Genomic DNA, 23,231 nt, shown 5'->3' with positions numbered 1-23,231 from the left:
GGAAGGAAAAGCTCTTTTCAAAGGGTTTTCCTTCCCCTTCCCCCGGCCGCCGGAGGCAAAAAAGGCCGGAGCGTGAGCTCCGGCCTTTTTTATTGATTGTGAGTATGGCGGGGCTATTCCTTGCAGTCTTCGCCCGCCATGTGCTTGAGGGTTTCGTAGCGCTTGTTGTAGGTGTTCTCGATTTCGGCCCGGTATTCCTTGGAGAATTCGGGGTAGAACCGCTCCAACATGGCGTAGCGGTTTTCGCCGGACAGGAATTCCTGGAGGGTGCCGTCGGGCGCCTTGGATTCCAGGATGAACGGGTTCTTGCCCTCGTCGGCCAGCAGCGGGTTGTAGCGGTAGAGCGGCCAGTAGCCGGAATCCACGGCCAGCTTCTGCTCCAGCTGAGTCTTGCCCATGCCCTTCTTGATGCCCTGGTTGATGCACGGGGCGTAGGCGATGATCAGGGACGGGCCGGGGTAGGCCTCGGCCTCCTTGACGGCCTTGAGGAACTGCTGCTTGTTGGCGCCCATGGACACGGAGGCCACGTAGACGTAGCCGTAGGTCATGGCCATGCGGCCGAGGTCCTTCTTGTTGGTCGTCTTGCCTGCCGCTGCGAACTTGGCGATGGAACCGAGCGGGGTGGCCTTGGAGGACTGGCCGCCGGTGTTGGAGTAGACCTCGGTGTCCAGGACCAGGACATTGATGTCCTTGCCGGAGGCGAGCACGTGGTCCAGTCCGCCGTAGCCGATGTCGTAGGCCCAGCCGTCGCCGCCGAACACCCAGATGGACTGTTTGGTGAACAGGTCGGACATGTCCAGGATTTCCTTGAGGGCCTTCTTGCGCGTGCCCTTGAGGGCCTTCTTGAGGGCCTCGCCCGCGGCCTTGGACTCCTCGGGATCGTTCATGACCTTGGCCCATTTGTTCAGCTTGGTCTTGAGCGCGCCGGTCTCGGCCTTGGCGGCCTCCTTGCAGAGGGCGGCCAGATGGGTACGGCGCTGGTCCGTGGCCATCTCGATGCCGTAGCCGAACTCGGCGGCGTCCTCGAACAGGGAGTTGCCCCAGGCCGGGCCGTGGCCGTCGGGGGTGACGCAGTAGGGCGCGGTGGGAGCGGAAGCGCCCCAGATGGACGAACAGCCGGTGGCGTTGGCGATGACCATGCGTTCACCGAAGAGCTGGGTGATGACCTTGACGTACGGGGTCTCGCCGCAGCCCGCGCAGGCCCCGGAGAACTCCATCAGCGACTTGCGGAACTGGGAGCCCTTGACCGTTTCGCGGCCGAAGACGTCCTTGTAGGTGACGGTGTCCGAGAAGTCGAAGTTGGGTACCTGGACCTCGGTCTGGGTGGCGATGGGCTTCATGACCAGGGCCTTTTCCTTGGCCGGGCAGATGTCGGCGCAGTTGCCGCAGCCCAGGCAGTCCAGGGTGTTGACCTGGAGGCGGAAGTGCATGCCCTTGACGTCCTTGCCCACGGCGTCGAGGGTCTCGTAGGTGGCCGGGGCCTGCTTCATCTCGGCGTCGGTGGCTAGCACGGCGCGCAGGGCGGAGTGCGGGCAGACAAAGGCGCACTGGTTGCACTGGATGCAGTTTTCCTTGATCCACTCGGGAACCAGAATGGCCACGCCGCGCTTCTCGTACTTGGAGGTGGCGTTGGGCATGGTGCCGTCGTGGGAGAAGGCCGATACGGGCAGGGAGTCGCCCTTCTGGGCCAGGACCGGGCGCATGACGTTCTTGACGTAGTCCGGCTCGCGGCGGTTGGGGGCCTTGTCGTCCTTGAGCTTCTTCCAGGATTCGGGGACCGGGATCTCGACGATGGCGTCGGTGGCCGCGTCCACGGCCGCGCAGTTCATGTCCACGATCTTCGGGCCTTTCTTGCCGTAGGCCTTTTCGATGCCGTCCTTGAGCAGGGCCACCGCCTTCTTGAACGGGATGACGTCGGCCAGCTTGAAGAAGGCGGTCTGCATGACCATGTTGATGCGGCCGCCGAGACCCACGTCGCCCGCGATCTTGACGGCGTCCACGGTGTAGAACTTCAGCCCCTTCTCGGCGATGGTCCGGCGCATGGCAGCGGGCAGTTTCTTGTCCATTTCCTCGGCGGTCCAGGCACAGTTGAGCACGAAGGTGCCGCCGTCCTTGATGCCTTCGAGCACGTCGTAGAGGTTTACGTAGCTCGGGTTGTGGCAGGCGATATAGTCCGCGTTCTGGACCAGGTAGGTGGACTGGATGGGCTTCTTGCCGAAGCGCAGGTGCGAGATGGTGATGCCGCCCGACTTCTTGGAGTCGTAGGCGAAATAGCCCTGGGCGTAGAGGTTGGTGTTGTCGCCGATGATTTTGATGGCCTGCTTGTTCGCGCCCACCGTGCCGTCGGAGCCAAGGCCCCAGAACTTGCACTGGACCGTGCCTTCGGGGGTGGTGTCCACGCAGTCGCAGTCGAACAGCGAGGTGTGGGTGACGTCGTCCAGGATGCCCACGGTGAAGCCGTTTTTGGGCTTGGCCAGGGAATTGTAGACCGACTCGACCTGGGCCGGGGTGAAGTCCTTGGAACCCAGGCCGTAGCGGCCGCCCACGATGACCGGGGCGTTGCGCTTGCCCGCATAGGCGGCGCAGATGTCGAGATACAGGGGGTCGCCCAGGGAGCCGGGCTCCTTGGTGCGGTCGAGCACCGCGATCTTCTTCACGGTCTTGGGGATGGCGGCGAGCAGGTGCTTGACCGAGAACGGCCGGAACAGGCGGACCTTGACCAGGCCGACTTTCTTGCCGTTGGCGTTGAGGTAGTTGACGGTTTCCTCGATGGTCTCGCAGCCGGAGCCCATGGCGATGATGATGCGGTCCGCCTTGGGATGGCCCACGTAGTCGAACAGCTTGTAGCGGCGGCCGGTGATCTTGCCGACCTGCTTCATGGCGTTGGTGACGATGTCCGGGATGGCCTCGTAATAGGTATTGGTCGCCTCGCGGCCCTGGAAGTAGATGTCCGGGTTCTGGGCGGTGCCCCGGGTGTCGGGGTGCTCGGGGTTCATGGCCCGTTTGCGGAACTCGGCCACCTTGTCCATGTTCAGCAGGGGCTTCATGTCCTCGTAATCGATGACCGCGATCTTCTGGATCTCATGGGATGTGCGGAAGCCGTCGAACACGGACATGAACGGGACGGACGCCTCGACGGCGGCGAGGTGGGCCACCAGGGAGAGGTCCATGACCTCCTGGACGGAGTTGGAGAAGAGCATGGCGAAGCCGGTCTGGCGGGTGGCCATGACGTCCTGATGGTCGCCGAAGATGGACAGGGCGTGGGCCGCAATGGCGCGGGCGGACACGTGGAAGACGCCGGGCAGCAGTTCGCCGGAGATCTTGTACATGTTCGGGATCATCAAAAGCAGACCCTGGGAGGCGGTGAAAGTGGTGGTCAGCGCGCCCCCGGCCAGGGAGCCGTGAACCGCGCCCGCCGCGCCCGCTTCGGACTGCATCTGGCGAATCTGCACGGTCTGGCCGAAAATGTTTTTCCGTCCATGGGCGGCCCATTCGTCGGCGATCTCGCCCATGGGCGTGGACGGGGTGATGGGGTAGATGGCGGCCGTCTCGCTCATGGCGTAGGCCACATGCGCGGCAGCGGTGTTGCCGTCCATTGTTTTCATGGTCTTCTTGGGCATTTGCTTCTCCAAGTGTTTTGATTTGACCTGTATCAGCCTGGGGACATATTGCGGGCCTCGACTATCGGGGTCCGTGCGGTCCGCTGGGACCGGATCATGCATTACGATACACGTTCCATCATAGTTGTTTCGCGATTTATCCTTCCGGGGTCAAGTCCTTTGCCTTCCGTTCCCCGATCAATCAACGCCATTTACCGAATTTTACGGACTGCCGAGTGGCGTTTAACGGTTTTTTGATACAATTCTCAGTCTTGTCAGCCGGATATCGTCCGCATGCGATCGGGTGTTTTTGCAGGCACATAGCGTGGGGCGCGCAGCGGTTGCCGCAGGCCATGGAAAAGGCCCCGTTGCAACGGGGCCTTTATCGTTTCCGCAGGGATTATTTTTCGGTCTTGAAGCCGGCGCGGCTCCAGGCGAGGTAGCCGCCCGCCAGGCTGCGAACGTCCCAGTAACCGTGCTTCTGGAGGTAGGAGGCGGCGATGTTCGCTCGATAGCCCGCTGCGCAGTAGAGCAGGTGGTGGGCATTCTCGTCGAGGTCGAACTTGCCGTCCAGGATGTCGATGAGCGGGATGTGCCTGGCACCGGGGATGTGGCCGTTCTCCCATTCCACGGGAGTGCGCACGTCGATCAGGCTGATCTCCTTGCCCTCCTCCTGGATGTTTTGCAGGACCTGGGCCGAGTCGATGGCCAGGGAATCCACCGCGCGTCCGCTGTACACCCAGGCCTGGATGCCGCCGGACAGGTACCCGAGGATGTTGTCGTAGCCGATGCGGTGCAGTTCCACGCGCATGCGCTCGTAGTCGTCGCGGGTGTCCACCACCAGGAGGATGTCCGCGTCCGGCTCAACGGTCATGCCCACCCAGTTGGCCAGGCTCGGCTCGAAGCCGATGTTCAGGGAGCCGGGGATGTGGTACCCGGCATAGGCCGCGGCGTCGCGCACGTCGATGACCACCGCGCCGTCCTGCATCCTCTCCTCGAACCTGTACGGGTTCATGGCCAGGTCGAGCGGGCAGCGCTCCAGCAGGGGCGCGCCTGAAGCGTTGGTGGAGATGATGTGGGTGAAGGACTTGGGCCGGGCCGGGAAGTTCTGGCTCATGGCCAGGTGGAATTCCTCGAAGCTGTCGAAGCCGAGCATGGGATTGTGACGGCGTTCGAAGCCCAGGGTGGAGCTCGGCTTGGAGGACATGCCGCGCCCGCACAGCGACCCCGCGCCGTGGGCCGGGAAGACCTCAAGGCTGTCGGGGAACTTGGCGAACTTGACGTACAGTGAATTCCACAGGTTTTCGACCTGCTCGTTGAGCTTGGCCCCGCCCACCAGGTCGGGCCGCCCGATGTCGCCGACAAAGAGCACGTCGCCGGTCAGCAGCATCCACGGCTCGTCGCCGCGCGTGGTGTCCGTGACCAGCAGGGACAGGGCGTCCGGGGTGTGCCCCGGGGTGAAGAGCACCTCGAGTTTGGCGTTGCCCACGGTCAGCTGCTGGCCTTCCACCAGCGGAGTGAACTCGTAGTCCACCGGCGAGGTTTCGTAGACCATGATGTCGCAGCCGGTCTGGGATTTCAGCTCCTGCGCCCCGGACACGTGGTCCGCGTGCACGTGGGTATCGATGACGTGGACGATCTTCATGCCTTCCTCGCGGGAGATGTCCAGGTAGTCCTGCACGTCCCGCTTGGGGTCCACGACGACCATCTCACCGGCCGCGGGGCAGCCGATGACGTAGGAAAAGCAACCGAGTCCGGGGGTGGTGATCTGTTTGAAGTACATTGGGAGCTCCTTGGTGAATCCTCGTCTTGCTACGGAGAGAATAACACAAAGAACTCCCAATGCAACATGTGAGCACCTATTTGAGTTCGTCCGCCTTGGCCCTGAAGTGCCCGGCCAGGTCGTCCATCAGGTCGGCGGCCGTGCCGAACGCCTTGAGCTTCTCCTGGGGTTGTCCGAGGGTGCGTCGGTAGGCCCATTGGGACAGGTAGAAGAGTTCGGATTCGGGGCAGGACTGGCAGACCTTCCTGAGATGGGTGACAATCTCGGCCCTGGTCCGCTCGCGGAACAGGATGGCCTGCTTGAGCCGGTCGCTGGCCTCGCCCGTGGCCTTGCTCTCGGCCATGGCGGCCTGCAATTGCCCGTTGGCGCGCTCCACGGCCTTGGCCGCGCGGCGGTACTTGCCGGCCATCTCGACAATGGCGGGATCGTCGGCAAAGGCGTGGAAGACCTCGGCGGTGCGCTCGATGCGCCGGGCGTTGAGCCGGAGCATGACCTTGATCTCGTCGGTGGTCAGGGTCCGGGTCTCCTTGTCGTCGCCGACCACGTATTCACGCTCGGTGTTGGCCGCCGTGTCCACCAGGTGGACCATGAAGGCCGGGACGTAGATGTCGTACAAGTTTTTCAGCATGGCCGGATTGAAGGCGTAGTCGTAGACCGCCTTGCGCGAGGCGCGGATGTCGTCGCCGCTCACGGCGAAACCGTCCATCTCGCGGCCGTAGTAGCGGTTCAGGGACACGGCCGTGGCCAGGGATTCGGGCTTGCCGTTGGGACCGCGCGGCTGGAAGCGGTGCAGCAGGAAATCGGCCAGGGATTCCACGAAGGTGAAGGTGACCATTTTGTCCTCGGAAACCTCGATGGTCTTGGGTTCCTCGGTCTTGTCGGGCTCGGCGGCGGGCGGCGGGGTGACCGTTTCGGTCTCGGCGGTGGACGGCGAATAATCGGGCTTGGCCTCCTGGCCCTTGTCCACCCAGTCCGGGGCCTTGGCGGGCTCGGGCGCGGGCGGGGTCACTTCGGACCGCACGGCGGAGGGCTCTTCGCTGCCCCGGTTCAGGATGAGAAAGGCGCCGACGGCGAGCAGCGCGGCGCAGGCGATGAGGATGAGGGCGGTCCGATTCTGTTTCATGACCTTGCCTCCCGGCAGGGGTGATGGTTGACCTTCGTGTTGCAATCGTATTCGTTGTCCGTTTCGGCGCGGGCCGATGCCGTGTCGGCGGCAACCCGGACCGTCGAGCCCAAGGCTACCCCGAGCGCCGGTTTTGGGCAATGCCTCATTGGGAGCGGCGGGCGGAAGGCTCGGGCACGGGTCAAAGGGGCGGCGGGGTCACCGGGGAGGCGCTGAGAACGGCGACCGGCCACAGGGAGCGCATCGAGTCTGTCTTGCGGGAATGCCTCGCCGCGTCAACGACCGGGAGGCGGCCCTGCGGGCAGGGAAGTGGCCGTCGGCCCCGGACCGCAAAGGGCGGCCCGGAGCCTTCGGCCCAGGATGGGCTACCTGTCGTTTTCCAGGGCTTCCTTGAGGAAGGGCACGTACCGGGTGTCCACGCCCTTGATGTGGTTGACCAGCCAGTCCTTGAGGAAGAAGAACAGGTCGTGGCTCATGCCGATCTGCCCCGACTGGAACCGCTCGATGAAATCCCCGGCCTGGCCCAGCAGATCCCGGTGCACGGCCTTGTGGTCCTCGACCTCGGGGTAGCCGTATTTGTCGAACAGGGCCTCCTCCTGGCCGAAATGGAAGATGGCGTAGCGGTTCACCTCGTCCAGGATCTCGCCGAGCACGGCCTTGCCCTTGCCCTGCTGCATGGCGCTGTTGAGGCGGTTGATCAGGGCGATCAGCTCCTTGTGCTGGTCGTCGATGAGTTCGATGCCCGTGGCGATGGAGTCATCCCAGACGATGAGCGGCTTGGTCTGTCCGAGCTCCACCGGGGCTCCGCGCACCGGCCGGGCCGGTTCGGGAGCGGCCGCGACGGCCGGTTTGGGCGGCGGGGGAGCGACCGGCCTGGGGGCGGCCCACCTGACGGGCCTCGGCGCGGGCTCCACCGCAGGCGGTAACTTACTGCCCGGTTTGACAATGCGGGGCGGGGGCGGGCACTGGCCGTCGTCTTCGGTCCTGAAGAAGAGCAGCTCCTGGCGCAGGCCGGACGCCTCGCCGGAAAGATCCTCGGTGGTGTCGGACAACTCGCGGGCCATGCGCGCGGTGTCCTGGATGCCCGCGTCCAGGTCCTGGACGGCCCGGCCGACCATCTCGGTGTCGCGGTGCTGCTCGGAGCTGGAGGCGTTGATCTCCTCGATCATGGCGGCGGTCTGCTCTATGTCGGGCACCAGCAGTTTGAGCAGTTCGCCCGCCTGGTTGGAGATGCCCACGGTGTCGGCGGACAGTTCGCCGATCTCCTTGGCCGCCTCGCCGGACCGCTCGGCCAGCTTGCGCACCTCGGAGGCGACCACGGCGAATCCCTTGCCGTGTTCCCCGGCACGCGCCGCCTCGATGGCCGCGTTCAGGGCCAGGAGGTTGGTCTGCCGGGCGATCTCCTCAATGATCGTGATCTTGCCCGCGATGGTGGTGATGGCCTCCAGGGCGGTGCCTACGGACTCCCCGCCCTGGCGGGCGTCCTCCGCCGCCTTCATGGCCAGCTTGTGGGTCTGTCTTGAGTTGTCGGCCGTGGTCGCGATGTTGGAGCGCATGCCCTCCATCAGGGAGGCGATGTCGCTGACCGACCCGGCTTGGCGCGTGGCGTTCTGGGCCAGGGTGCCCGCCATCTCATTCAACCCGGCGCTCCGTTCGGCCATGGTCACGGTGGATTCCTTGGCTTGGCTGACCACGTCCTTGAGACGTTCCTCCATAGCGGTCAGGGCGCGGGCCACCAGACCTATCTCGTCGTTCTGGTCGTTGACGCAGGCCTGGGTCAGGTCCCCCTTGCAGATGACGTCCATGGCCGAGCTGAAGGTGTGCAGCGGACGGACCAGCTTGCGCTGGATGGCCAGGAAACTGACCAGCGTGGTCAGGAGCATGATGGCGATGCCGATGACCTGCGACAGGAGCAGGAAGTCCACGCGGTGCTCGGACTCGGCCTGCATCATGGTCACGGCCTGGTTCATGTTGACCAGCACCGCCAGGCTCTGTTTGTTGAAGTCGTTGCCCAGGGTCTGGCGTTCCAGGATGTCCTTGAGGGCCGAGTTGTAGGTCCCCCAAAGCTTCTGGACCTTGAGCAGCTGCTCCCTGACCGGTTCGGACGGGGAAGGCAGGTCCCCCTTTTTGCCGTCCGGGTTCGCGGTGATCGGGGCCGGGCCGGAGTCCGTCAGGGCGGTCAGGGTCTCGCGAAACAGGCGGGAAGTGGTCTCGACCTGTCGGCCGATCTCTGCGCCATCCCTGCCCGCGCGGCGCTCCTCGAGATAGAGCAGGGCCTCTTTGGCCATCTTCTGGCTGAGCATCCGTTGGCGGCCCGCCAGGTTGATGACCAGTCCGTCCTTGTTCTGGGCGGCGGTTATAACCACCGTGGCCACGAACATGGCCAGGCCCACGGCCAGCAGCAACCCGATGGCGGAATACAGCTTCACTCGCAGACTCATTCTCTCCTCCATGTGTCGGCATACCGGCAATATGCCGACATTTTGTCTGATTAAAACATGAGGATAGAATGTTAGCAGAAAAATATCGACTGTAAGATTATAATTCCGGAACAGGGATCAGATCGGCCGGGCCGCGCTTTTTCGGCCTGCGAAAGGCGGGGCTTACGGGCGGACTCGCCAGCTGTTGGCGTAGACGGTGAATCCGTCCCCGCCCATGCGTCCGATGAGGGTGATGCCGGATCTTTCGGCCCGCTCCATGCCCGAACTGGTGGCCGCCGAGAAGCCGCACAACACCGGAATGCGGGCCGTGGCCGCCTTGGCCGCCAGCTCCGAGGCCAGGCGGGAGGTCAGCATGGCGATTTCCACACCGGCCAGAAGGCGGCTTTTCAGGGCCGCGCCCACGGCCTTGTCAAAGGCGCAGTGGCGGCTGACGTCCTCGCCGTAGGCCAGCAGTTCGCCGTCCGCCCTGAACAGGGCGGCCGCGTGGGTGGCCCGGGTGCTGTGGTAGAGCCGCTGGCGCTGCTCGAACACGTCGCGCAGCCGGAATATCCGTTCGGGCTCTATGCTCGGGCCGCCGGACAAGGGACCGGGCGTGCGCCGGAGGGGCATCTGCCGGAGCCTGACCACGGCCTGGGCCGGGCCGTCGCCGTGTAGGCTGATGTCGAGGATGTCGGCATGGGTCCGGATGAGCCCGCAGGAGAACAGGTGTCCGGCGATGAGGTGCTCGTCCTCGCCCGGCGTGCGCGCCAGGATGATGTCCTCGCGGCCCGGCACGGTGATGCGCAGCGGCTCCTCCACGACCACCATGGCCGTGCGGCCCTGCATGGCGCCCGCGCAATAGTGCTCCAGGGCGGTCCCGCGTACCAGCTCGGGGGCTTTGGCCGGGCCGAGAGGGCAGGAGGCCGCTTCGCTGGAGGGCAGGGGGGAGATGAGCAGGGAGTGCTGTGTGGAGGGCATCGGCTGTCCTTGTCGGTTTGCTGTCGCGCCGGGTAATCGCCGCAGGCCTCGGGGGGCCGGAGCGCCGCTGGGACGCTCCGGCCCGGTCCGGAGGCTGGACGGTTTAGGCCTTCATCGCCTTGATCGGGCTCGCCAGTTTGGCGAACAACTGCTTCTTGGTCATGGGGCCGACCTGCTTGGCCTCGGCCACCGCGTATTTGTGGTAGGTGTCGGGCGTGTCGGTCATCAGGTAGATGACGTTGACCTCCTCGGGGTCGGCCAGGGACGCCTTGGGCCATTTTTTCTTCAGGAGCGCGAGCCGCTCCTCGGCCAGCTTGAGCATGTCGGCGCGTTCGCCGAAGTTCATGGTCCCGGTGGGACAGGCCCGGACGCAGGACGGGGGCAGACCGTTGGTGATGCGGTCGTTGCACATGGTACACTTGGACAGCAGCCCGGTCTGCGCGTTGCGTCGGGGGATGTTGTACGGACACGCCTCGCGCACCTCTTCGGCCTGTTCCGGGGTGAACCGCGCGGTCTTCTCGGTGTAGAGCACCGCGCCGGTCTTCTCGTCCTTGAGGATGGCGCCGTCTATGTACACGTCGCCCACTTCCTTGCAGGGCGGGACATCGCAGTGACGACACTGGTCCGGGAAGAAGTTCCAGCGGATGGTCCCGGTCGCGTCCATGTAGTCGTGGAAGCGGACCAGCTTGTAGTTGTTGGGGTTCAGGTCCGGCGGATTCTGGTGGCTTCCCCATTGCAGGGTCTTGTTGGCGGGAAGTCCGTGCCACTCCTTGCAGGCCAGTTGGCAACCGCGGCACGCGGTGCAGCGGGAGGTGTCTATCAGGAACGTTTTAGGCATGACTGTCTCCTCTACCGTGCCAGTTCGGTGATCTTGTCCGCCTTGCGGATGTTCACGCAGCACGCTTTGTATTCCGGAATGGTTGTGTTCGGGTCGCCCACCGAAGGCGTCAGCCGGTTGGTGGAGTCGCCGCTGCCGGGCGTGGTCCAGCCGAAGCAGTAGGGCATGCCGATCTCATGGATGATCCGACCGTGCACCTTGAGCGGGCGCATGCGCACCGTGACCATGGCGATGGCCTGGACCTTGCCACGAATGGACTCGATGACCACGCCGTCACCGTTCTTGATGCCCTTTTCCTTGGCCAGTTCCGGGCTCATCTCGACGTAGAGCTGCGGCTCTGCCTCGAGCAGGTTGGGCACGTTGCGGGTCTCGCCGCCGCCGCACCAGTGCTCGGTCAGGCTGTAGGTGGTCAGCACGATCGGGTAGTTGGGATCGGCAGGTTTGGCCAGTACGTCGGGCGCGCTGGTGGTGAACTTGTAGACCGGGCTCGAGAGCTGCTTGGAGAACAGGTTCTTGTTCACCGGGGTCTCTGCGGGCTCGTAGTGCTCGGGGAACGGGCCGTCCATGCGCCCGGGGCCGAACAGGTGGCCCAGGCCGTGGGTCTGCATGATGAACGGCAGCTTGCCCTTGCCCGTGGACAGGGGCGGCCATCCGCCGTCGGGCACATCGCCGATCCACTTGCCGTCCTTCCACTCGATGACCGCCTTGTCCTTGTTGTACGGCTTGCCGTTGAGGTCCACCGAGGCGCGGTTGTAGAGGATGCGGCGGTTGACCGGCCAGGACCAGGACCAGTTGGGGTACAGGGCGATCTTGGCCTGCATCTCGGTCTGCACCGGCGAGCGGCGCAGGGACTTGTTGCCGTCCTCCTCGGTCCAGCTGCCGCAGTACAGCCAGTTCAGGCTGGACGTGGCGCCGTCGTTGGTCAGGGCGGTGAAGGAGGGCACCTGCTGGCCCTTCTTGTACAGCTTTCCCTTGACCTCGGTGTCGCGATGGAAGCGGCCGTTGATGCGCTGGCAGAGGTCCTCGGGGTCGAACTTCTCGGGCCAGTCCTGGTTGAGCACGGGCGCGGCGAAGGTGCCGCCCTCGTTGCGGTACATGTCGCGGATGATGTTGAACAGCGGCACGTACATCTCGCCGAAGGGCCGGGTCTTGAATTGCGGTTCCACGCACTTGTGGTGCCACAGGACCCAGCGGCCGGAGTTGGTCACCGAGCCGCCCTTTTCCATGCGGTGGGCCGACGGCAGCAGGAACATCTCGGTCTTGACCGTCTTGGGATCGACGTCCGGGCGGTGCCAGTTCTCCGTGGTCTCGGAGTTGTGCAGCTCGGCGCAGACACACCAGTCGAGGTTGTCCATGGCCTTGCGGATCTTGTGCGTGTTGGGCACCGAGTTCATGGGGTTGAGGCCCATGAAGAAGCCGCCCTTGATCTCGCCCTTGTACATGCGGTCGAACAGGAACAGGTACGAGTAGTCGTGTCCCTTTTCAATCTTGGGCAGGAGGTTGTAACAGTAATCGTTTTCCGCAGTGGCGTTGTCGCCGTACCACGCCTTGAGCAGGCTGGTCATGTACTCGGGCTTGTGCTGCCACCAGTTGGCCGACTCGGGGTCGTGGCTGACCGGGGTGTTGGCGTCGTTGTACTGTTCAAGCGTCTGCCACGGCGCCGCTGGCATGGCCATGTAACCGGGCAGGATGTGGTAGAGCATGGCGTGGTCCGTGGAGCCCTGGACGTTGGGCTCGCCGCGCAGGGCGTTGATGCCGCCGCCGGCCACGCCGATGTTGCCGAGCAGCAGCTGGATGATGCCCGAGGTGCGGATGTTCTGCACGCCCACGGTGTGCTGGGTCCAGCCGAGCGCGTACATGACCGTGCCCGCCTTGTCCGGGCGGCCGGTGGCAGAGAAGGTCTTGTAGACCTTTTCCAGGATCTTGGGGGCCACGCCCGTGGTCTTGGAGACCGTGTCGATGTCGTAGCGGGAGTAGTGCTTCTTCAGCAGCTGGAAGACACAGTTCGGATCCTTCAGCCCCTTGTCCTTCTTGGGCACGCCGTGCTCGTCCATCTGGTAGTTCCAGGTGGACTTATCGTAGGATCGTGTCATGGGGTCGTAGCCGGTGAACAGGCCGTCCTTGAAGCCGAACTTCGGGTCCACCAGCAGGGAGGCGTTGGTGTATTCGGTCACGTATTCGTGGAAGAAGCGTTTGTTCTCGATGATGTATTTGATCATGCCGCCCAGGAAGGCGATGTCCGTGCCCGAGCGCAGGGGCACGTGGAAGTCGGACCGGGCCGAGGTCCGGGAGAACTTCGGGTCCACATGCATGACGGTGGCGCCTTTGTCCTTGGCGCGCAGCACGAACTTGAAGGAAATGGGATGGTGCTCGGCCGCGTTGCTGCCCATGATCAGGATGGAGTCGGCATTGGCGATGTCGGTCCAGTGGTTGGTCATGGCCCCGCGCCCGAAGGACTCGCCCAGGGCGGACACGGTGGAGCTGTGGCAAACACGGGCCTGGTGGTCCATGTAGACGATGCCCAGCGCACGGGCGAACTGGTGGGTAAGGGCGCATTCCTCGTTGGAGGCGTGGGAGGTGCCGAGCAGGAACATGGACTCGATGCGGTTGACGGCCTTGCCGTCCTGGTTGCGCAGGATGAAGTCCTTGTCGCGGGTTTCCTTCACCCGTTTGGCGATGCGGTTGAGGATCCAATCCCAGCTCTTTTCTTCCCATTTGTCGGAGAACGGGGCCCGGTACATGGGGGTCTGCAGCCGGTTGTGCTCGGTGGTCATGGACAGCATGGCCGCGCCCTTGGCGCACAGCGAGCCTTCATTGACAGGATAGTCGGGGTCGCCCTCGGAACTGACCAGCTTGCCGTCCTTGACGTAGCCGATGACGTTGCAGCTCACGGAGCAGAACGGGCAGACGGTCAGGATTTCCTTGGCGCCGCTGATCTTGAGTTGCGCGGCGTACGCCTGTACGGGAGCAAGGTCGAAACCCAGCTGGCCCAGCGTCATACACGCAGCTCCCGTACCTGCGAGTTTGAGAAAGTTTCGGCGATCCAGTTTCATGAGGATGCCTCCTTGAGTTTTGCCGTACCGCTCACCGCACGGTCATTAGAGAGAAGAGTGTGTTGAGCGATTTTGTAAATATCACAAAAAAATCCATGATTTCATTATGTTCATTTGAGCAAGGCCAGGATTTGCAAGCATTTTTGGTGTCAAATCGTTGCAGTGAAGAAGGCTTATTAAATATAGATATCGTAAATGACAGGTATTTATAAATCCAATTCGTTATTTTCAACACATCAAAATAATGAGCTTTTTTGCTTGTGCCAAATCGTTGTGCAGTGGAGTTCGCAAATAACGGGCTGGAGAAAGTTGAATTGCCCGGATACGGGCGGTCTCGACCGGGTCGGCCTTCTGGCAGGCGATCTGGTGCGGTGTCTACTCGGTGGAATGTAAGAACCGTCCGCAGAGGCGGGGAAATATGGCTGATGAGGACCGAAGGAGGAACGAAACGGGCATTTCTCAGTCCGTTTTTATTGATTCACCGGCGGCTATTATGTATTGCCCAAACCGGTTTGGCCTTGAGGCAGGAACAACAACCCGAATTGGAGAGTCATGGAAAATTTACCTGATTGCCCGAAGTGCCGGTGCGAGTATGTGTATTCCGACGGCACCGTCCTCGTTTGCCCCGAGTGCGGACATGAATTTCAAGCGGACGACGCTCAGGAGAAAGTCTACAAGGACGCCAACGGCAATGTCCTTGTGGACGGGGACGACGTCATCATCACGCAGGACCTGAAGGTCAAGGGCGCCTCGCCGCTCAAGAAGGGGACCAAGGTCAAGAACATCCGGCTGATCGAGCCGGAGGACGGCGTCCACGACATCGCCTGCAAGATACCGGGATTCGGCTTCATGTACCTCAAGACCTCGGTGGTCAAAAAGGTCTGATCGGGAAGCCGGTTTCACGAACGGGACGGCCAAAGGAAAGAGCCCTTGCGATTAATTGCAAGGGCTCTTTTTTGTTTCCGGGAAGCGGGGGCGTTCCGTTTTGGGTCTGGTTCCTATGGCGTGTAGAGTCCGGCCCATTCGAGCAGGAACGTCACTAGGCGGTAGTAAGAAAGCAAGTTGATAACCCAAGCGAACGAATCCATTGTTTGGAGATTGTCAAAAGTGAAGGAATAAGGGGGGCGCCTGCGGAGATGCAGAGCTAAGTAACGTCGCGGAAGCATTGATTGCCCATTGGTCCTCTGGTAAGTCCCTCTGTAACCAGGAGGATTACGATGTGGAAATTCGTGTTGGTATTGGTGCTGGCTCTGATGATGGCGGGGTGTGCGAGTCGGCAGGAACTCAAGGAAAACTGTATAATCTTGAAGCACCTTGATGTAGATATACCGAATCCAAAAATGGACGATGTAAACAGTACTCTCAACTACTGCCGCCATGCCATTGACGCCAACCCCGACGACCCGGAACTGATCAAGGCGTACAATGAGATGTATCTGCGGTTCTACAATGAGGACGGGACACCCAAGTAACTTCCCTATGTCAAAGAGCGAGTGAAACTGTTTCAACCATTTGATTTCCGAGGCGCATGATGTGGAAATTCGTGTTGGTATTGGTTCTGGCCCTGATGATGACGGGGTGTGCGAGTCGGCAGGAGGCAAAGAGCAATACCCGCATAGTTGCACGTAATGTTGAACAGTTAACGGATATACCTGCCTTATTCGATCCCACCGGGGTTATCGGGGCTATATGGGTGGGCGCATCCGGCGTTGAGGCTATTTCCGGGTATGACGGCCCACCCACAAATAAATCTGAGACAGAATCAACCTCTTCCATCTGTGAAGACTTCAAAACGCGTGGTGAGATGTTGCAATTCAGACTGTATTGCAATGAGGACGGTACTTCGAAATGAAAGCGCTTATTCCCCTTTATCTCCTCGGTGACCTTGCGACCTTCATCTATCTCATGGTCATGCGATTTGATCGGCACAACCGCTGATACAACGGATATGCAGTCCGCCGGGCTAGGAAGTTTCATGCCGGCGGTGTCTCAGGGGCGGCGGCCTGCGGTATTGTTTGGGGGAAAGGGGTAGAAAGTCCGCTGGTGGGGCGGGCGTCTTGGGGGATGCTTCTAGTAGTGGTAGCGGCACTGGATGATGATCAGCGCGTCGCCATTTCCGTCAAATTTATACACCAGACGGTGTTCCTGGTCCATGCGGCGGGACCAGTAGCCGGTGAGGTCGAAGCGGAGCGGTTCGGGTTTGCCCAGGCCGTCAAAAGGGGTGCGCAGGGCATCGCGGACAAGGGCGTTGATGCGCTTCAGCATCTTCTTGTCCGTTTTTTGCCAGTACAGATAGTCTTCCCAGGCCTGCGGCGTCCATGTGAGCAGGGACATCAGTCTTTGGCGAGGGGGTGCGCTGTTGTCTGGCCGGATTCAGCGGCCCGGACGCTTTCGCGGAGGCGGGCGGCGTTGGCCGGGCTCTTGAGCAGGTAGGCGGTTTCCGCAATGCTGTTGTAGTCCCGCAACGACATCATGACCACGGCTTCCGCCTTGCGGCGTGTGATGATGACGGGCTCGTGGGTGTCGCAGACCTCGGCCATCTTGGTTGCCAGGTTCTGGCGGGCATCGGTGTAGGTGATTGCTTCGGGCATGGTCTTCCTCCTTTCTGTACAATTTATAGTACAGGTTTGAGAGGCGGTCAAGTGGGGGCGATGGGGGCGGTGAGCGGGGTGCGCATGACGGGTGTCCTTATTCTTTCATTCTGAGTTTTGCCTGGGTCCTGAAGATGCGGTCGGGCAGTTTCATGTCCAGGTCCGGTGGGCTGCGTTGTTCTTATTCCTTGGGGGCGGACTGGGGGTAATCCAGGATGAAATCCGGGACCGGGGTGTGCGGGGCGATGGTCTGGAGGGCATCAATAAAGGCAAGTGCCGTGGGGTTCAAGCTGGACTGACCTTGACTTCTGTCCTTGATGAATCCGGCAAGTGCCAGTGTCGGCAAGCTGTAGTTTTGCGGTTCAGGAATCAGCAGAAGCTCCCCAGTGTACTTTACGAAGGGGGTGAAGGGTACTTTGTGCTCTTTGAGTACGGCCTGGATCGGGGTGTAGAGGGGGGTCCCCAGGACTTCTTTCGCCTGCTCGATCTTTCCTGATTTGATCAGCGCGGCAGGGTAGAATGCGAGGGTGAGGGGGGTCATCTCGTCATCCATGCCATTGTCAGGGCCGATTTCCGACAGGGCGACTTTGAATGTCCGGGCGGACTCCGGGTAATTCTTTGCCATGTATAAGCCAAAGGCTTTCAAGAACCGGAGAGAGGTGGCCAGGCTGGCCCGTGCCAGGCAGTCTCCGTAGTTGTTTTTCCGGGCTTCCTCAATCGCCGTGTCCAGTGCGGCCACGTTCCCTCTGAATATGCCCAGAGTAAGATCCTGGAGTTTGTTTTCAGTCGATTGCGGCATGGCGGTATAAGGGCATGGGTAAGCTTTGTCGTAGCCGTTTTTCAGCTCATCGAGCTTTTTGCAGGCGCGTCGGTTGCCGTTCAGGCATTGCATGACCTGTTCATTGGCAAGGTCGGTCCATTCCTGTTGCGTCTGCGGGGTCTTGGGCGCGCAGGCCGGGAGGAGCAGGAGGGCGAGGAGCAGGGGGAGGAGCGGGCGAGCGGTGAGCGGGGTGTGCATGACGGGTGTCCTTATTTGGCAAAGAGTCTGTAATATGCAAGGGGTATCATGACAGTTTTGACATGTATAGATTCATTTATTTGGCTGTTATGGATGAAATAGCATTTTGCTACCACTACGACTCGTAGAGAAAGTTGAAGTGTGTTATTTCTTTGATTGGCCGTAATGCCGTGCAGGTTGTTTTAGCCATACGGCACAATATGAAAGAGCCCCTGCGAAGAATCGCAAGGGCTCTTTTTTGTTTCCGGGAAGCGGGGGCGTTCCGTTTCGGTCCGGGCGTTATGGCGTGTAGAGTCCGGCCCACTCGGGCAGGAACAGCGACAGCGCCGGGATCAGAGAGATGACGATCAGGACCACGAAGTCCATGATCACGTAGGGGATGGCCTCCTTGGCGATCTCGTCCACTTCGCAGCCGACCAGGTTGGCCGCGGTGAACAGGTTGACGCCCACGGGCGGCGTGGCCTGTCCGATGGCCAGGGCCGAGATGAAGATGACCCCGTAGAAGACCGGGTCCACGTGGAAGGCCGACAGGACCGGGATGAGGATCGGCATGAGCAGGTACGAGATGGAGATGGCGTCGAGGATCATGCCCAGGGCGAACAGCAGGACGTTGACCAGGACGATCATGACCACGGCGTTGGGCGAGATCTGGATGATGAAATCCGCCAGGGTGTCGATGACGCCGGTGACCGAGGCAGCCCAGGTGAAGATGCCCGCAAAGGCCACGATGAACATGATTACGGAGCTGGTCACCGCCGACTCCACCAGGATTTCGATCAGGTCGCGCCAGCCGATGGAGCGGTAGATGACCACGGCCACGAACAGGCTATAAAACACAGCCACCACGGCCGCCTCGGTGGGCGTGAAGATGCCGGTGTAGATGCCGCCCAGGATGACCACCGGGGCCATGAGCGCCCAGAACGACTGGCGCAGGGCCTTGAGAAGGTCGGCCATGCAGCCCCGGCAGACCAGGCCGCGATAGCCGCGCCGGTAGGAGATGTACCAGGCCACGAGCATGGTGGCCACGCCGGTCAGCAGGCCGGGGATGATTCCGGCCACGAACAAGGCGGACACCGACACCGAGGTGATGTTGCCGTAGATGATGAACGCGATGGACGGCGGGATGATGATGGACAGGTCCGAGGCGTTGGCGATGGTCGCCCCGGAAAAGGCCTTTCCGTAGCCGTTGTTGAGCATGGGGGTGAGCAGGATCATGCCCACGGCGGCGGTGGTCGCGGGCCCGGAGCCGGACATGGCTCCCCAGAACATGCAGGTCAGCACGGCCACGATGGACAGGCCGCCGGTGGCGCGCCCCACGAGCAGCTCGAAGAAGCTGGCGATGTGCGCGGCGATGCCCGCCCGCTGGAGGATGACACCGGCCAGGACGAAGAAGGGGATGGCCAGCAGCGGGAACGAGGCGATGCCCGAGGCGAAGTTGACCCCGAGCATCTCCGCGCCGAGGTCGAAGTACATGATGGTGGCCACGGCCGACACGCCCAGGGACGTGCCGATGGGCGCACCGATGAACATCAGGATCAGGAACAGGGCGAGGATGAGCAAAAATTCCATGGCGCTAATCCTCCTTCCGTTCAGCCAGTTTGGTCATGGCGTCCGTGTAGATGCCCTTGAAGATGAAGACGGACAGGACCGGCAGCCCCAGGTAGTAGATCCACACCGGGATATCCAGGGCGGCGGAGCGGGCCTGGAACAGGGTGATCTCGTCGTAGATGGCCTGAATCATATAATAGTCCAGGACCACGAAGAGGCCGACCGCCAGCACGGAATAGATGACGATCCACGTCTTCTGCAGGGCGCGGGGGAACATGTTGAAGAAGGTGACCATGCCCATGTGGCCGCCGCGCTCAAAGGCGATGCCGATGCCGATGACGGTCATCCAGACGAAAAGATTGATGGTGATTTCCTCGGTCGCGGCCAGCGAAAAGTGGAAGATGTACCGGCTCAGGATGTTGAGGAAGGCGATCACGACCATGGCGGCCATGCAGATGGCCACCAGCCAGTGACCGAGAGGAAATCCGAATAATAACTTTTTCACACACTTACTCCACGATTCGGATCCCGCAGGCGGAATCCAATGATAGAACCTGCCCCGGAAAGCGGCTTTCCGGGGCAGGACACGTTCGTCACGAAGGGGCGGGTTATCGGGCGATGTCGGCCTTGGCCTTCTCGTAGACCTCGGGCCCGATCTCCTGAATCCACTTGTCGTAGACAGGTCGCGTGGCCTGGGCGAAGGCTTCCCGTTCTTCGTCGGTAAGCATGTGGATTTCCATACCCTTGCTCTCCATGAAGGCAATGGGGTCCGGAACTTCCATGGTGTAGTTGAATTCGTTCTTCAGAATGTTGTGGGACTTCTCGCCGTCCAGGCCCGCGCGGCTCAGGGCGGTTTCGAACCGGCCCGCTTCCTTGGCGGCCTCGAGGATGGCTTCCTGGATATCCTTGGGGAATGCGTTCCATTCCTTCTGGTTCCAGTAGATGATCAGGGGGTCGACCAGGTAGTTCCACATGGTCGCGTACTTGTGGTACTGGTAAATCTGGATGGGGATGAGGACGCCGACCGGGTTTTCCTGGCCGTCCACAACGCCCTGCTGGAAACCGGCGACAGCATCGCCCCAGTTCATGTTCACGGGGTCCGCGCCCAGCGCGCGGAAGGTGTCGATGAACAGAGGGTTGCCGACCACACGGATGCGCAATCCCTTCATGTCGGCCGGGGTCTTGACCGCGACCTTGGAGTTGGTCAGCTGGCGGAAGCCGTTCTCGGCCCAGCCGAGCGGTTCGATGCGCTTGGCGCGCATGGCCGTGAACACGGCCTCGCCGGCCTGGCCGAACTTCACCTTGTCCAGAGTTTCGAAGTCGTTCAGAAAGAACGGAAGATGGAAAATATTGGCCTCGGGAATGACCGGGCTGATGTTGATGGTCGAATCGATGGCGCAGTCGATGACGCCTTTGGCGACCATCTGCGAGCTCTTCAGCTGAGCGCCCTTGAGCAGGGCGGAACCGAAGTAGGGTTTGACGTTGATCTGGCCGTTGGTCTTCTCCTTGACCAACTCGGCGAATTTGGTGGCGCCCATGCCCCAGTAGAGCTTCGGGCCGACCGTCACCTGCATCTTGTATTCTTTCTTGAATCCGGCGTTGGCGGTGATGGCCGCCATGAGAACGAACACGGCCGCGAACACGACCGACTGTTTAGTCAGTTTGAAATTGAACATTACCAAACTCTCCACAGCAAAAAATGAATGCCGGAGGCGCATGCGTCGGCGCGATTCTGACGGCCGGGAACGGGCGCGTTCCAACAAAAGCTATATGTGAACAAGGGATTCCCGCATCGTGTCCGATCCCGGCTTGCCGCAAGGACCTAAGGCGATGTCGATCAACGTCGCATTGCTGCGGAGAATGCCGGAAGGATATGCGTTATCCCGTCGGCAGGGCTCTCCCTTGAAAATACCTCGAAGAGATTCCGGAACGCCTGGCCCCCCAAAGCCCCGGTCTCATCCTCTGGATGCGGATTCACGCGGCTCGGGGCCGCGCGCCGTAAAAGTTGCAGGATATCAGCACAGGTCAATGCAAAAGTCCACCCTTGGGCGTCGGTTCTCCGGGGCATTCCGCCCGGTTGGGGCGCAAAAGGGAAGGGGAGCCCACTAGTGCTTCTGCGCCTTGTGGGTGTACCGGTCCACGATGTCCCGGAAGGCCCCTTCGCGAATGAGATCGGCCAGGACCGAGTTGAACTCGTCGAGTCGGGCTGCCAGGGGGGATTTTTTGGACAGGACCATGTAGACTTCCTGTTTCTTCCTATAGAGATAGGGCGCCTTGACCAGCGCGCCCTGCAGGCCGAGCTGGCGGATTTCGTAGTCGCCCGCGACCTCTGTGTTGACCACGACATCCACGCGGTTGGCCAGGAGCATGCGCAGATTGAGCTCGAACGAGCGGGCCGCGGTCTTATCGATCTTCGGGTCGTGGTCGAACTCCGGAAAATACTTCGTGCCGATCTGCGTACCGACCCTCAGTGAGTGCAGGTCCTCGTAGGCCCGCAGCAGGCGTTCGCGCCCGCGGAGCATGTAAAAGGCCTTGTCGCTGTGGTCCTTGTACGGCGGCTCCAGGTAGTGGAGGTAGGCCTCGCGCTCCTTGCGCCGCAGCACCCCGGACATCATGTCGGCGTCGCCGTACTCCAGCAGGTAGAGGGCGCGGCTGAAGGGATACATGGAATACTCGACCTCCAACCCCATGCGCTCGGCGATCAGGTCGATCAGATTCACGTCCATGCCGCACGGCTCGCCGATGCTGTTTAGGTATTTCCACGGAGGAAAAGGGTCCAGCGCCACGCGCAGTACGCCGTCTTCCGCCGTGCTCGGGATCGGAGAGAAGATGAAGAGGAGCAGAAGGATAGGCGCAACGCGCCGGAACAATGCCATTTGCCGTTGTTATCCTATGGTCGAGACCGGTACGCGTCCCGTGCGGCGGCCATACCGTCCGGCTTCCGGTTCGCGTTTACCGGATCATCTATTACGCGACCATTTGCGCAAAGTGAAGCGTCTTAACGGTGGAAAAAGAATACTTTTTGTCCTTGCGTCCAGTGGAATGGCCGCCGTCCGACGCCCGACACTGGGGCTCGGAGGACGGGGCAGGGCGCAATAAAAGAAAAAGCCCTTACGATTTCTCGTAAGGGCCTTGTTCTCTTTGGCTCCCCAGCACGGACTTGAACCGCGAACCTAGTGATTAACAGAAATTTGATGGGTGTTGCTATTCCTTTGTTTCCGGGGTGTCTGGACGGATATCGGACGGTTTGCCGAGGTCTATGGGGCCGAGGTTGACGGCCTGGAGAGCGGTTGCAACGTGCTCTTTGGTGACGTGGGTGTAGATGTCGGCGGTGTGGGTTTGGGCGTGGCCGAGGAGGTCGGCTATCGTTTTGGCTCCGTAGCCGCCCATGGCCAGGAGGGCGCCGGTTGTGTGGCGCAGGGAGTGGAGGTGGAGGTGGCCGTATCCTGCCGCCTTGAGGCTGTCCTTGATCTTGTGGGTGATGGTATCCGGGTGCGCCCAGCGGCGGAAGATGCGCTTTCCCTCTTCCAGGTCCATGGAGTTCAGTACGGCCTTGAACATGGGGTGCATGGGGACCCATTCTACCACGAGGCGGCGTTTTTTCTTGCGCTCGACGCGGATCAGGGATCGGTCGAAGTCGATGTCCCGTGGATACTCCAAAGCAAGCAATTCCGTCCGGCGCAGCCCTGAATGGATGTAGGCCACGGCCATGCGGCGGACTTCAATATCCTTGATCTTACGGATGTAGTCGGCGGCCTGGGCCGCGTCGAGGAAGCCGGGCTCGGTGTCGCCGCCGCCGATCTGCTTCACGCCCTTGAGCGGGTTGGCGCGCAGGTATTCCCATTCCACGGCCTTGTTCATCACCGTCTTGGCGTGGCGGATATAGCAGTTGATCGTGGACGGCTTCCGACCCTTGGACAGGAGATCCCGGGTCATGTCGTCGATGACCTTTTTCCCTATGCGGTCCAGGCGGGCAGTCTTTCCACCGTACTCCACAAGCTTGTCCAGGGCCTTGCGGTTGCCCGCATAGGTGTGCCTGTTCTGCACCTCCCGGGCCCAGGCCAGATATTCCTCCTTGAACTGCCCGATGGTGACGTGCGTTTCACCTTTGATGTAGGCCAGCTTCCCGGCCAGCCATTCCTGGCGAACGGCCGTGAAAATGCGTTTGGCCTCTCCGCCGTCCGTGATGGTCCGGCCACAGAATTTTTTCAGGCTGTGGCGCTTGCCATTTATCCATATGACGTAGGCCCCGGTGTCGGGTCGCCTGGATAACTTCATGC

General features: G+C 61.7%; 18 protein-coding genes. 2 read left to right on the top strand and 16 right to left on the bottom strand.

The genetic code is table 11. The annotated features are described in order from the left end of the window. Window positions 1–113: 113 nt before the first annotated feature. The 7 genes from nifJ to fdnG form a co-directional block, all read right to left on the bottom strand. On the bottom strand, window positions 114–3,620 hold the full coding sequence (nifJ, locus tag ACR42D_RS10225; protein ID WP_484566710.1) for a pyruvate:ferredoxin (flavodoxin) oxidoreductase: 3,507 nt from the start codon (window positions 3,618–3,620) through the stop codon (window positions 114–116). Window positions 3,621–3,999: 379 nt separating this feature from the next. Continuing rightward, window positions 4,000–5,382, bottom strand: coding sequence for a rhodanese-like domain-containing protein (locus ACR42D_RS10220; protein WP_484566709.1), 1,383 nt, complete (start codon window positions 5,380–5,382; stop codon window positions 4,000–4,002). A gap of 76 nt (window positions 5,383–5,458) precedes the next feature. Beyond that, window positions 5,459–6,505 carry a hypothetical protein gene (locus tag ACR42D_RS10215; RefSeq protein ID WP_484566708.1) on the bottom strand — a complete coding sequence of 349 codons (1,047 nt, stop codon included), beginning with the start codon at window positions 6,503–6,505 and terminating at the stop codon, window positions 5,459–5,461. Window positions 6,506–6,870: 365 nt separating this feature from the next. After that, complete coding sequence (locus ACR42D_RS10210; RefSeq protein ID WP_484566707.1) at window positions 6,871–8,946, bottom strand: bacteriohemerythrin; 2,076 nt, start codon at window positions 8,944–8,946, stop codon at window positions 6,871–6,873. A 162-nt stretch (window positions 8,947–9,108) separates the two neighbouring features. Beyond that, on the bottom strand, window positions 9,109–9,903 hold the full coding sequence (locus ACR42D_RS10205; protein ID WP_484566706.1) for a formate dehydrogenase accessory sulfurtransferase FdhD: 795 nt from the start codon (window positions 9,901–9,903) through the stop codon (window positions 9,109–9,111). Between the two features lie 103 nt (window positions 9,904–10,006). Continuing rightward, entirely contained in the window at window positions 10,007–10,741 is a 735-nt protein-coding gene (locus tag ACR42D_RS10200) for a 4Fe-4S dicluster domain-containing protein (protein ID WP_484566705.1), read from the bottom strand. A gap of 11 nt (window positions 10,742–10,752) precedes the next feature. Further along, window positions 10,753–13,794 (bottom strand): formate dehydrogenase-N subunit alpha, encoded by a 3,042-nt coding sequence (gene fdnG, locus ACR42D_RS10195; protein WP_484566704.1) that lies wholly within the window; start codon window positions 13,792–13,794, stop codon window positions 10,753–10,755. A 552-nt stretch (window positions 13,795–14,346) separates the two neighbouring features. Here fdnG and ACR42D_RS10190 point away from each other — a divergent pair. Together ACR42D_RS10190 and ACR42D_RS10185 are read left to right on the top strand one after the other, a co-directional pair. Then, entirely contained in the window at window positions 14,347–14,679 is a 333-nt protein-coding gene (locus ACR42D_RS10190) for a zinc ribbon domain-containing protein YjdM (protein WP_484566703.1), read from the top strand. Window positions 14,680–15,134: 455 nt separating this feature from the next. After that, window positions 15,135–15,266, top strand: a complete 132-nt coding sequence (locus ACR42D_RS10185) for a hypothetical protein (protein ID WP_484566702.1) — start codon at window positions 15,135–15,137, stop codon at window positions 15,264–15,266. Window positions 15,267–15,276: 10 nt separating this feature from the next. Here the strand turns inward: ACR42D_RS10185 and ACR42D_RS10180 are convergent, their stop codons facing one another. The 9 genes from ACR42D_RS10180 to ACR42D_RS10140 all read right to left on the bottom strand — a co-directional run bounded on the left by ACR42D_RS10180 (window position 15,277) and on the right by ACR42D_RS10140 (window position 23,229). Next, window positions 15,277–15,771 carry a hypothetical protein gene (locus ACR42D_RS10180; protein WP_484566701.1) on the bottom strand — a complete coding sequence of 165 codons (495 nt, stop codon included), beginning with the start codon at window positions 15,769–15,771 and terminating at the stop codon, window positions 15,277–15,279. Between the two features lie 93 nt (window positions 15,772–15,864). Continuing rightward, complete coding sequence (locus ACR42D_RS10175; RefSeq protein WP_484566700.1) at window positions 15,865–16,128, bottom strand: Txe/YoeB family addiction module toxin; 264 nt, start codon at window positions 16,126–16,128, stop codon at window positions 15,865–15,867. Then, window positions 16,128–16,385: a type II toxin-antitoxin system Phd/YefM family antitoxin gene (locus ACR42D_RS10170; RefSeq protein WP_484566699.1), complete on the bottom strand. Its 258-nt coding sequence runs from the start codon at window positions 16,383–16,385 to the stop codon at window positions 16,128–16,130. The genes ACR42D_RS10175 and ACR42D_RS10170 overlap by 1 nt, the downstream gene beginning before the upstream one ends. A 181-nt stretch (window positions 16,386–16,566) precedes the next feature. Further along, window positions 16,567–17,403, bottom strand: a complete 837-nt coding sequence (locus tag ACR42D_RS10165) for a hypothetical protein (RefSeq protein ID WP_484566698.1) — start codon at window positions 17,401–17,403, stop codon at window positions 16,567–16,569. A 279-nt stretch (window positions 17,404–17,682) separates the two neighbouring features. Further along, the gene (locus tag ACR42D_RS10160; protein ID WP_484566697.1) at window positions 17,683–18,972 is read right to left on the bottom strand and encodes a TRAP transporter large permease; all 1,290 of its coding nucleotides are present in this window, start codon (window positions 18,970–18,972) and stop codon (window positions 17,683–17,685) included. 4 nt (window positions 18,973–18,976) lie between these two features. Then, window positions 18,977–19,456, bottom strand: a complete 480-nt coding sequence (locus ACR42D_RS10155; RefSeq protein ID WP_484566696.1) for a TRAP transporter small permease — start codon at window positions 19,454–19,456, stop codon at window positions 18,977–18,979. 103 nt (window positions 19,457–19,559) lie between these two features. Then, window positions 19,560–20,627, bottom strand: a complete 1,068-nt coding sequence (locus ACR42D_RS10150) for a DctP family TRAP transporter solute-binding subunit (protein WP_484566695.1) — start codon at window positions 20,625–20,627, stop codon at window positions 19,560–19,562. 429 nt (window positions 20,628–21,056) lie between these two features. Continuing rightward, on the bottom strand, window positions 21,057–21,827 hold the full coding sequence (locus tag ACR42D_RS10145) for a substrate-binding periplasmic protein (protein WP_484566694.1): 771 nt from the start codon (window positions 21,825–21,827) through the stop codon (window positions 21,057–21,059). A 328-nt stretch (window positions 21,828–22,155) separates the two neighbouring features. Continuing rightward, on the bottom strand, window positions 22,156–23,229 hold the full coding sequence (locus ACR42D_RS10140; protein ID WP_484566693.1) for a site-specific integrase: 1,074 nt from the start codon (window positions 23,227–23,229) through the stop codon (window positions 22,156–22,158). Between the last annotated feature and the right edge of the window lie 2 nt (window positions 23,230–23,231).

Origin of the sequence: Pseudodesulfovibrio sp. lm2024 (genome assembly GCF_051175575.1) — a bacterium.
In the GTDB taxonomy this organism is placed as follows: Bacteria; Desulfobacterota; Desulfovibrionia; order Desulfovibrionales; family Desulfovibrionaceae; genus Pseudodesulfovibrio; species Pseudodesulfovibrio caledoniensis.
Note: the sequence above shows the minus strand (reverse complement) of the source record. Positions and strands in the feature narration are given on the sequence as shown.

What these genes read in the sequence shown, in the direction of transcription:
- ACR42D_RS10185 (WP_484566702.1), top strand. Translation starts at nt 15,135, where the DNA reads ATGGACGATGTAAACAGTACTCTCAACTACTGCCGCCATGCCATTGAC.
- ACR42D_RS10165 (WP_484566698.1), bottom strand. Translation starts at nt 17,403, where the DNA reads ATGCACACCCCGCTCACCGCTCGCCCGCTCCTCCCCCTGCTCCTCGCC.
- ACR42D_RS10205 (WP_484566706.1), bottom strand. Translation starts at nt 9,903, where the DNA reads ATGCCCTCCACACAGCACTCCCTGCTCATCTCCCCCCTGCCCTCCAGC.
- ACR42D_RS10160 (WP_484566697.1), bottom strand. Translation starts at nt 18,972, where the DNA reads ATGGAATTTTTGCTCATCCTCGCCCTGTTCCTGATCCTGATGTTCATC.
- ACR42D_RS10220 (WP_484566709.1), bottom strand. Translation starts at nt 5,382, where the DNA reads ATGTACTTCAAACAGATCACCACCCCCGGACTCGGTTGCTTTTCCTAC.
- nifJ (WP_484566710.1), bottom strand. Translation starts at nt 3,620, where the DNA reads ATGCCCAAGAAGACCATGAAAACAATGGACGGCAACACCGCTGCCGCG.
- ACR42D_RS10150 (WP_484566695.1), bottom strand. Translation starts at nt 20,627, where the DNA reads ATGTTCAATTTCAAACTGACTAAACAGTCGGTCGTGTTCGCGGCCGTG.
- ACR42D_RS10175 (WP_484566700.1), bottom strand. Translation starts at nt 16,128, where the DNA reads ATGTCCCTGCTCACATGGACGCCGCAGGCCTGGGAAGACTATCTGTAC.
- ACR42D_RS10170 (WP_484566699.1), bottom strand. Translation starts at nt 16,385, where the DNA reads ATGCCCGAAGCAATCACCTACACCGATGCCCGCCAGAACCTGGCAACC.
- ACR42D_RS10215 (WP_484566708.1), bottom strand. Translation starts at nt 6,505, where the DNA reads ATGAAACAGAATCGGACCGCCCTCATCCTCATCGCCTGCGCCGCGCTG.
- ACR42D_RS10200 (WP_484566705.1), bottom strand. Translation starts at nt 10,741, where the DNA reads ATGCCTAAAACGTTCCTGATAGACACCTCCCGCTGCACCGCGTGCCGC.
- ACR42D_RS10190 (WP_484566703.1), top strand. Translation starts at nt 14,347, where the DNA reads ATGGAAAATTTACCTGATTGCCCGAAGTGCCGGTGCGAGTATGTGTAT.
- fdnG (WP_484566704.1), bottom strand. Translation starts at nt 13,794, where the DNA reads ATGAAACTGGATCGCCGAAACTTTCTCAAACTCGCAGGTACGGGAGCT.
- ACR42D_RS10140 (WP_484566693.1), bottom strand. Translation starts at nt 23,229, where the DNA reads ATGAAGTTATCCAGGCGACCCGACACCGGGGCCTACGTCATATGGATA.
- ACR42D_RS10210 (WP_484566707.1), bottom strand. Translation starts at nt 8,946, where the DNA reads ATGAGTCTGCGAGTGAAGCTGTATTCCGCCATCGGGTTGCTGCTGGCC.
- ACR42D_RS10145 (WP_484566694.1), bottom strand. Translation starts at nt 21,827, where the DNA reads ATGGCATTGTTCCGGCGCGTTGCGCCTATCCTTCTGCTCCTCTTCATC.
- ACR42D_RS10180 (WP_484566701.1), bottom strand. Translation starts at nt 15,771, where the DNA reads ATGAAACTTCCTAGCCCGGCGGACTGCATATCCGTTGTATCAGCGGTT.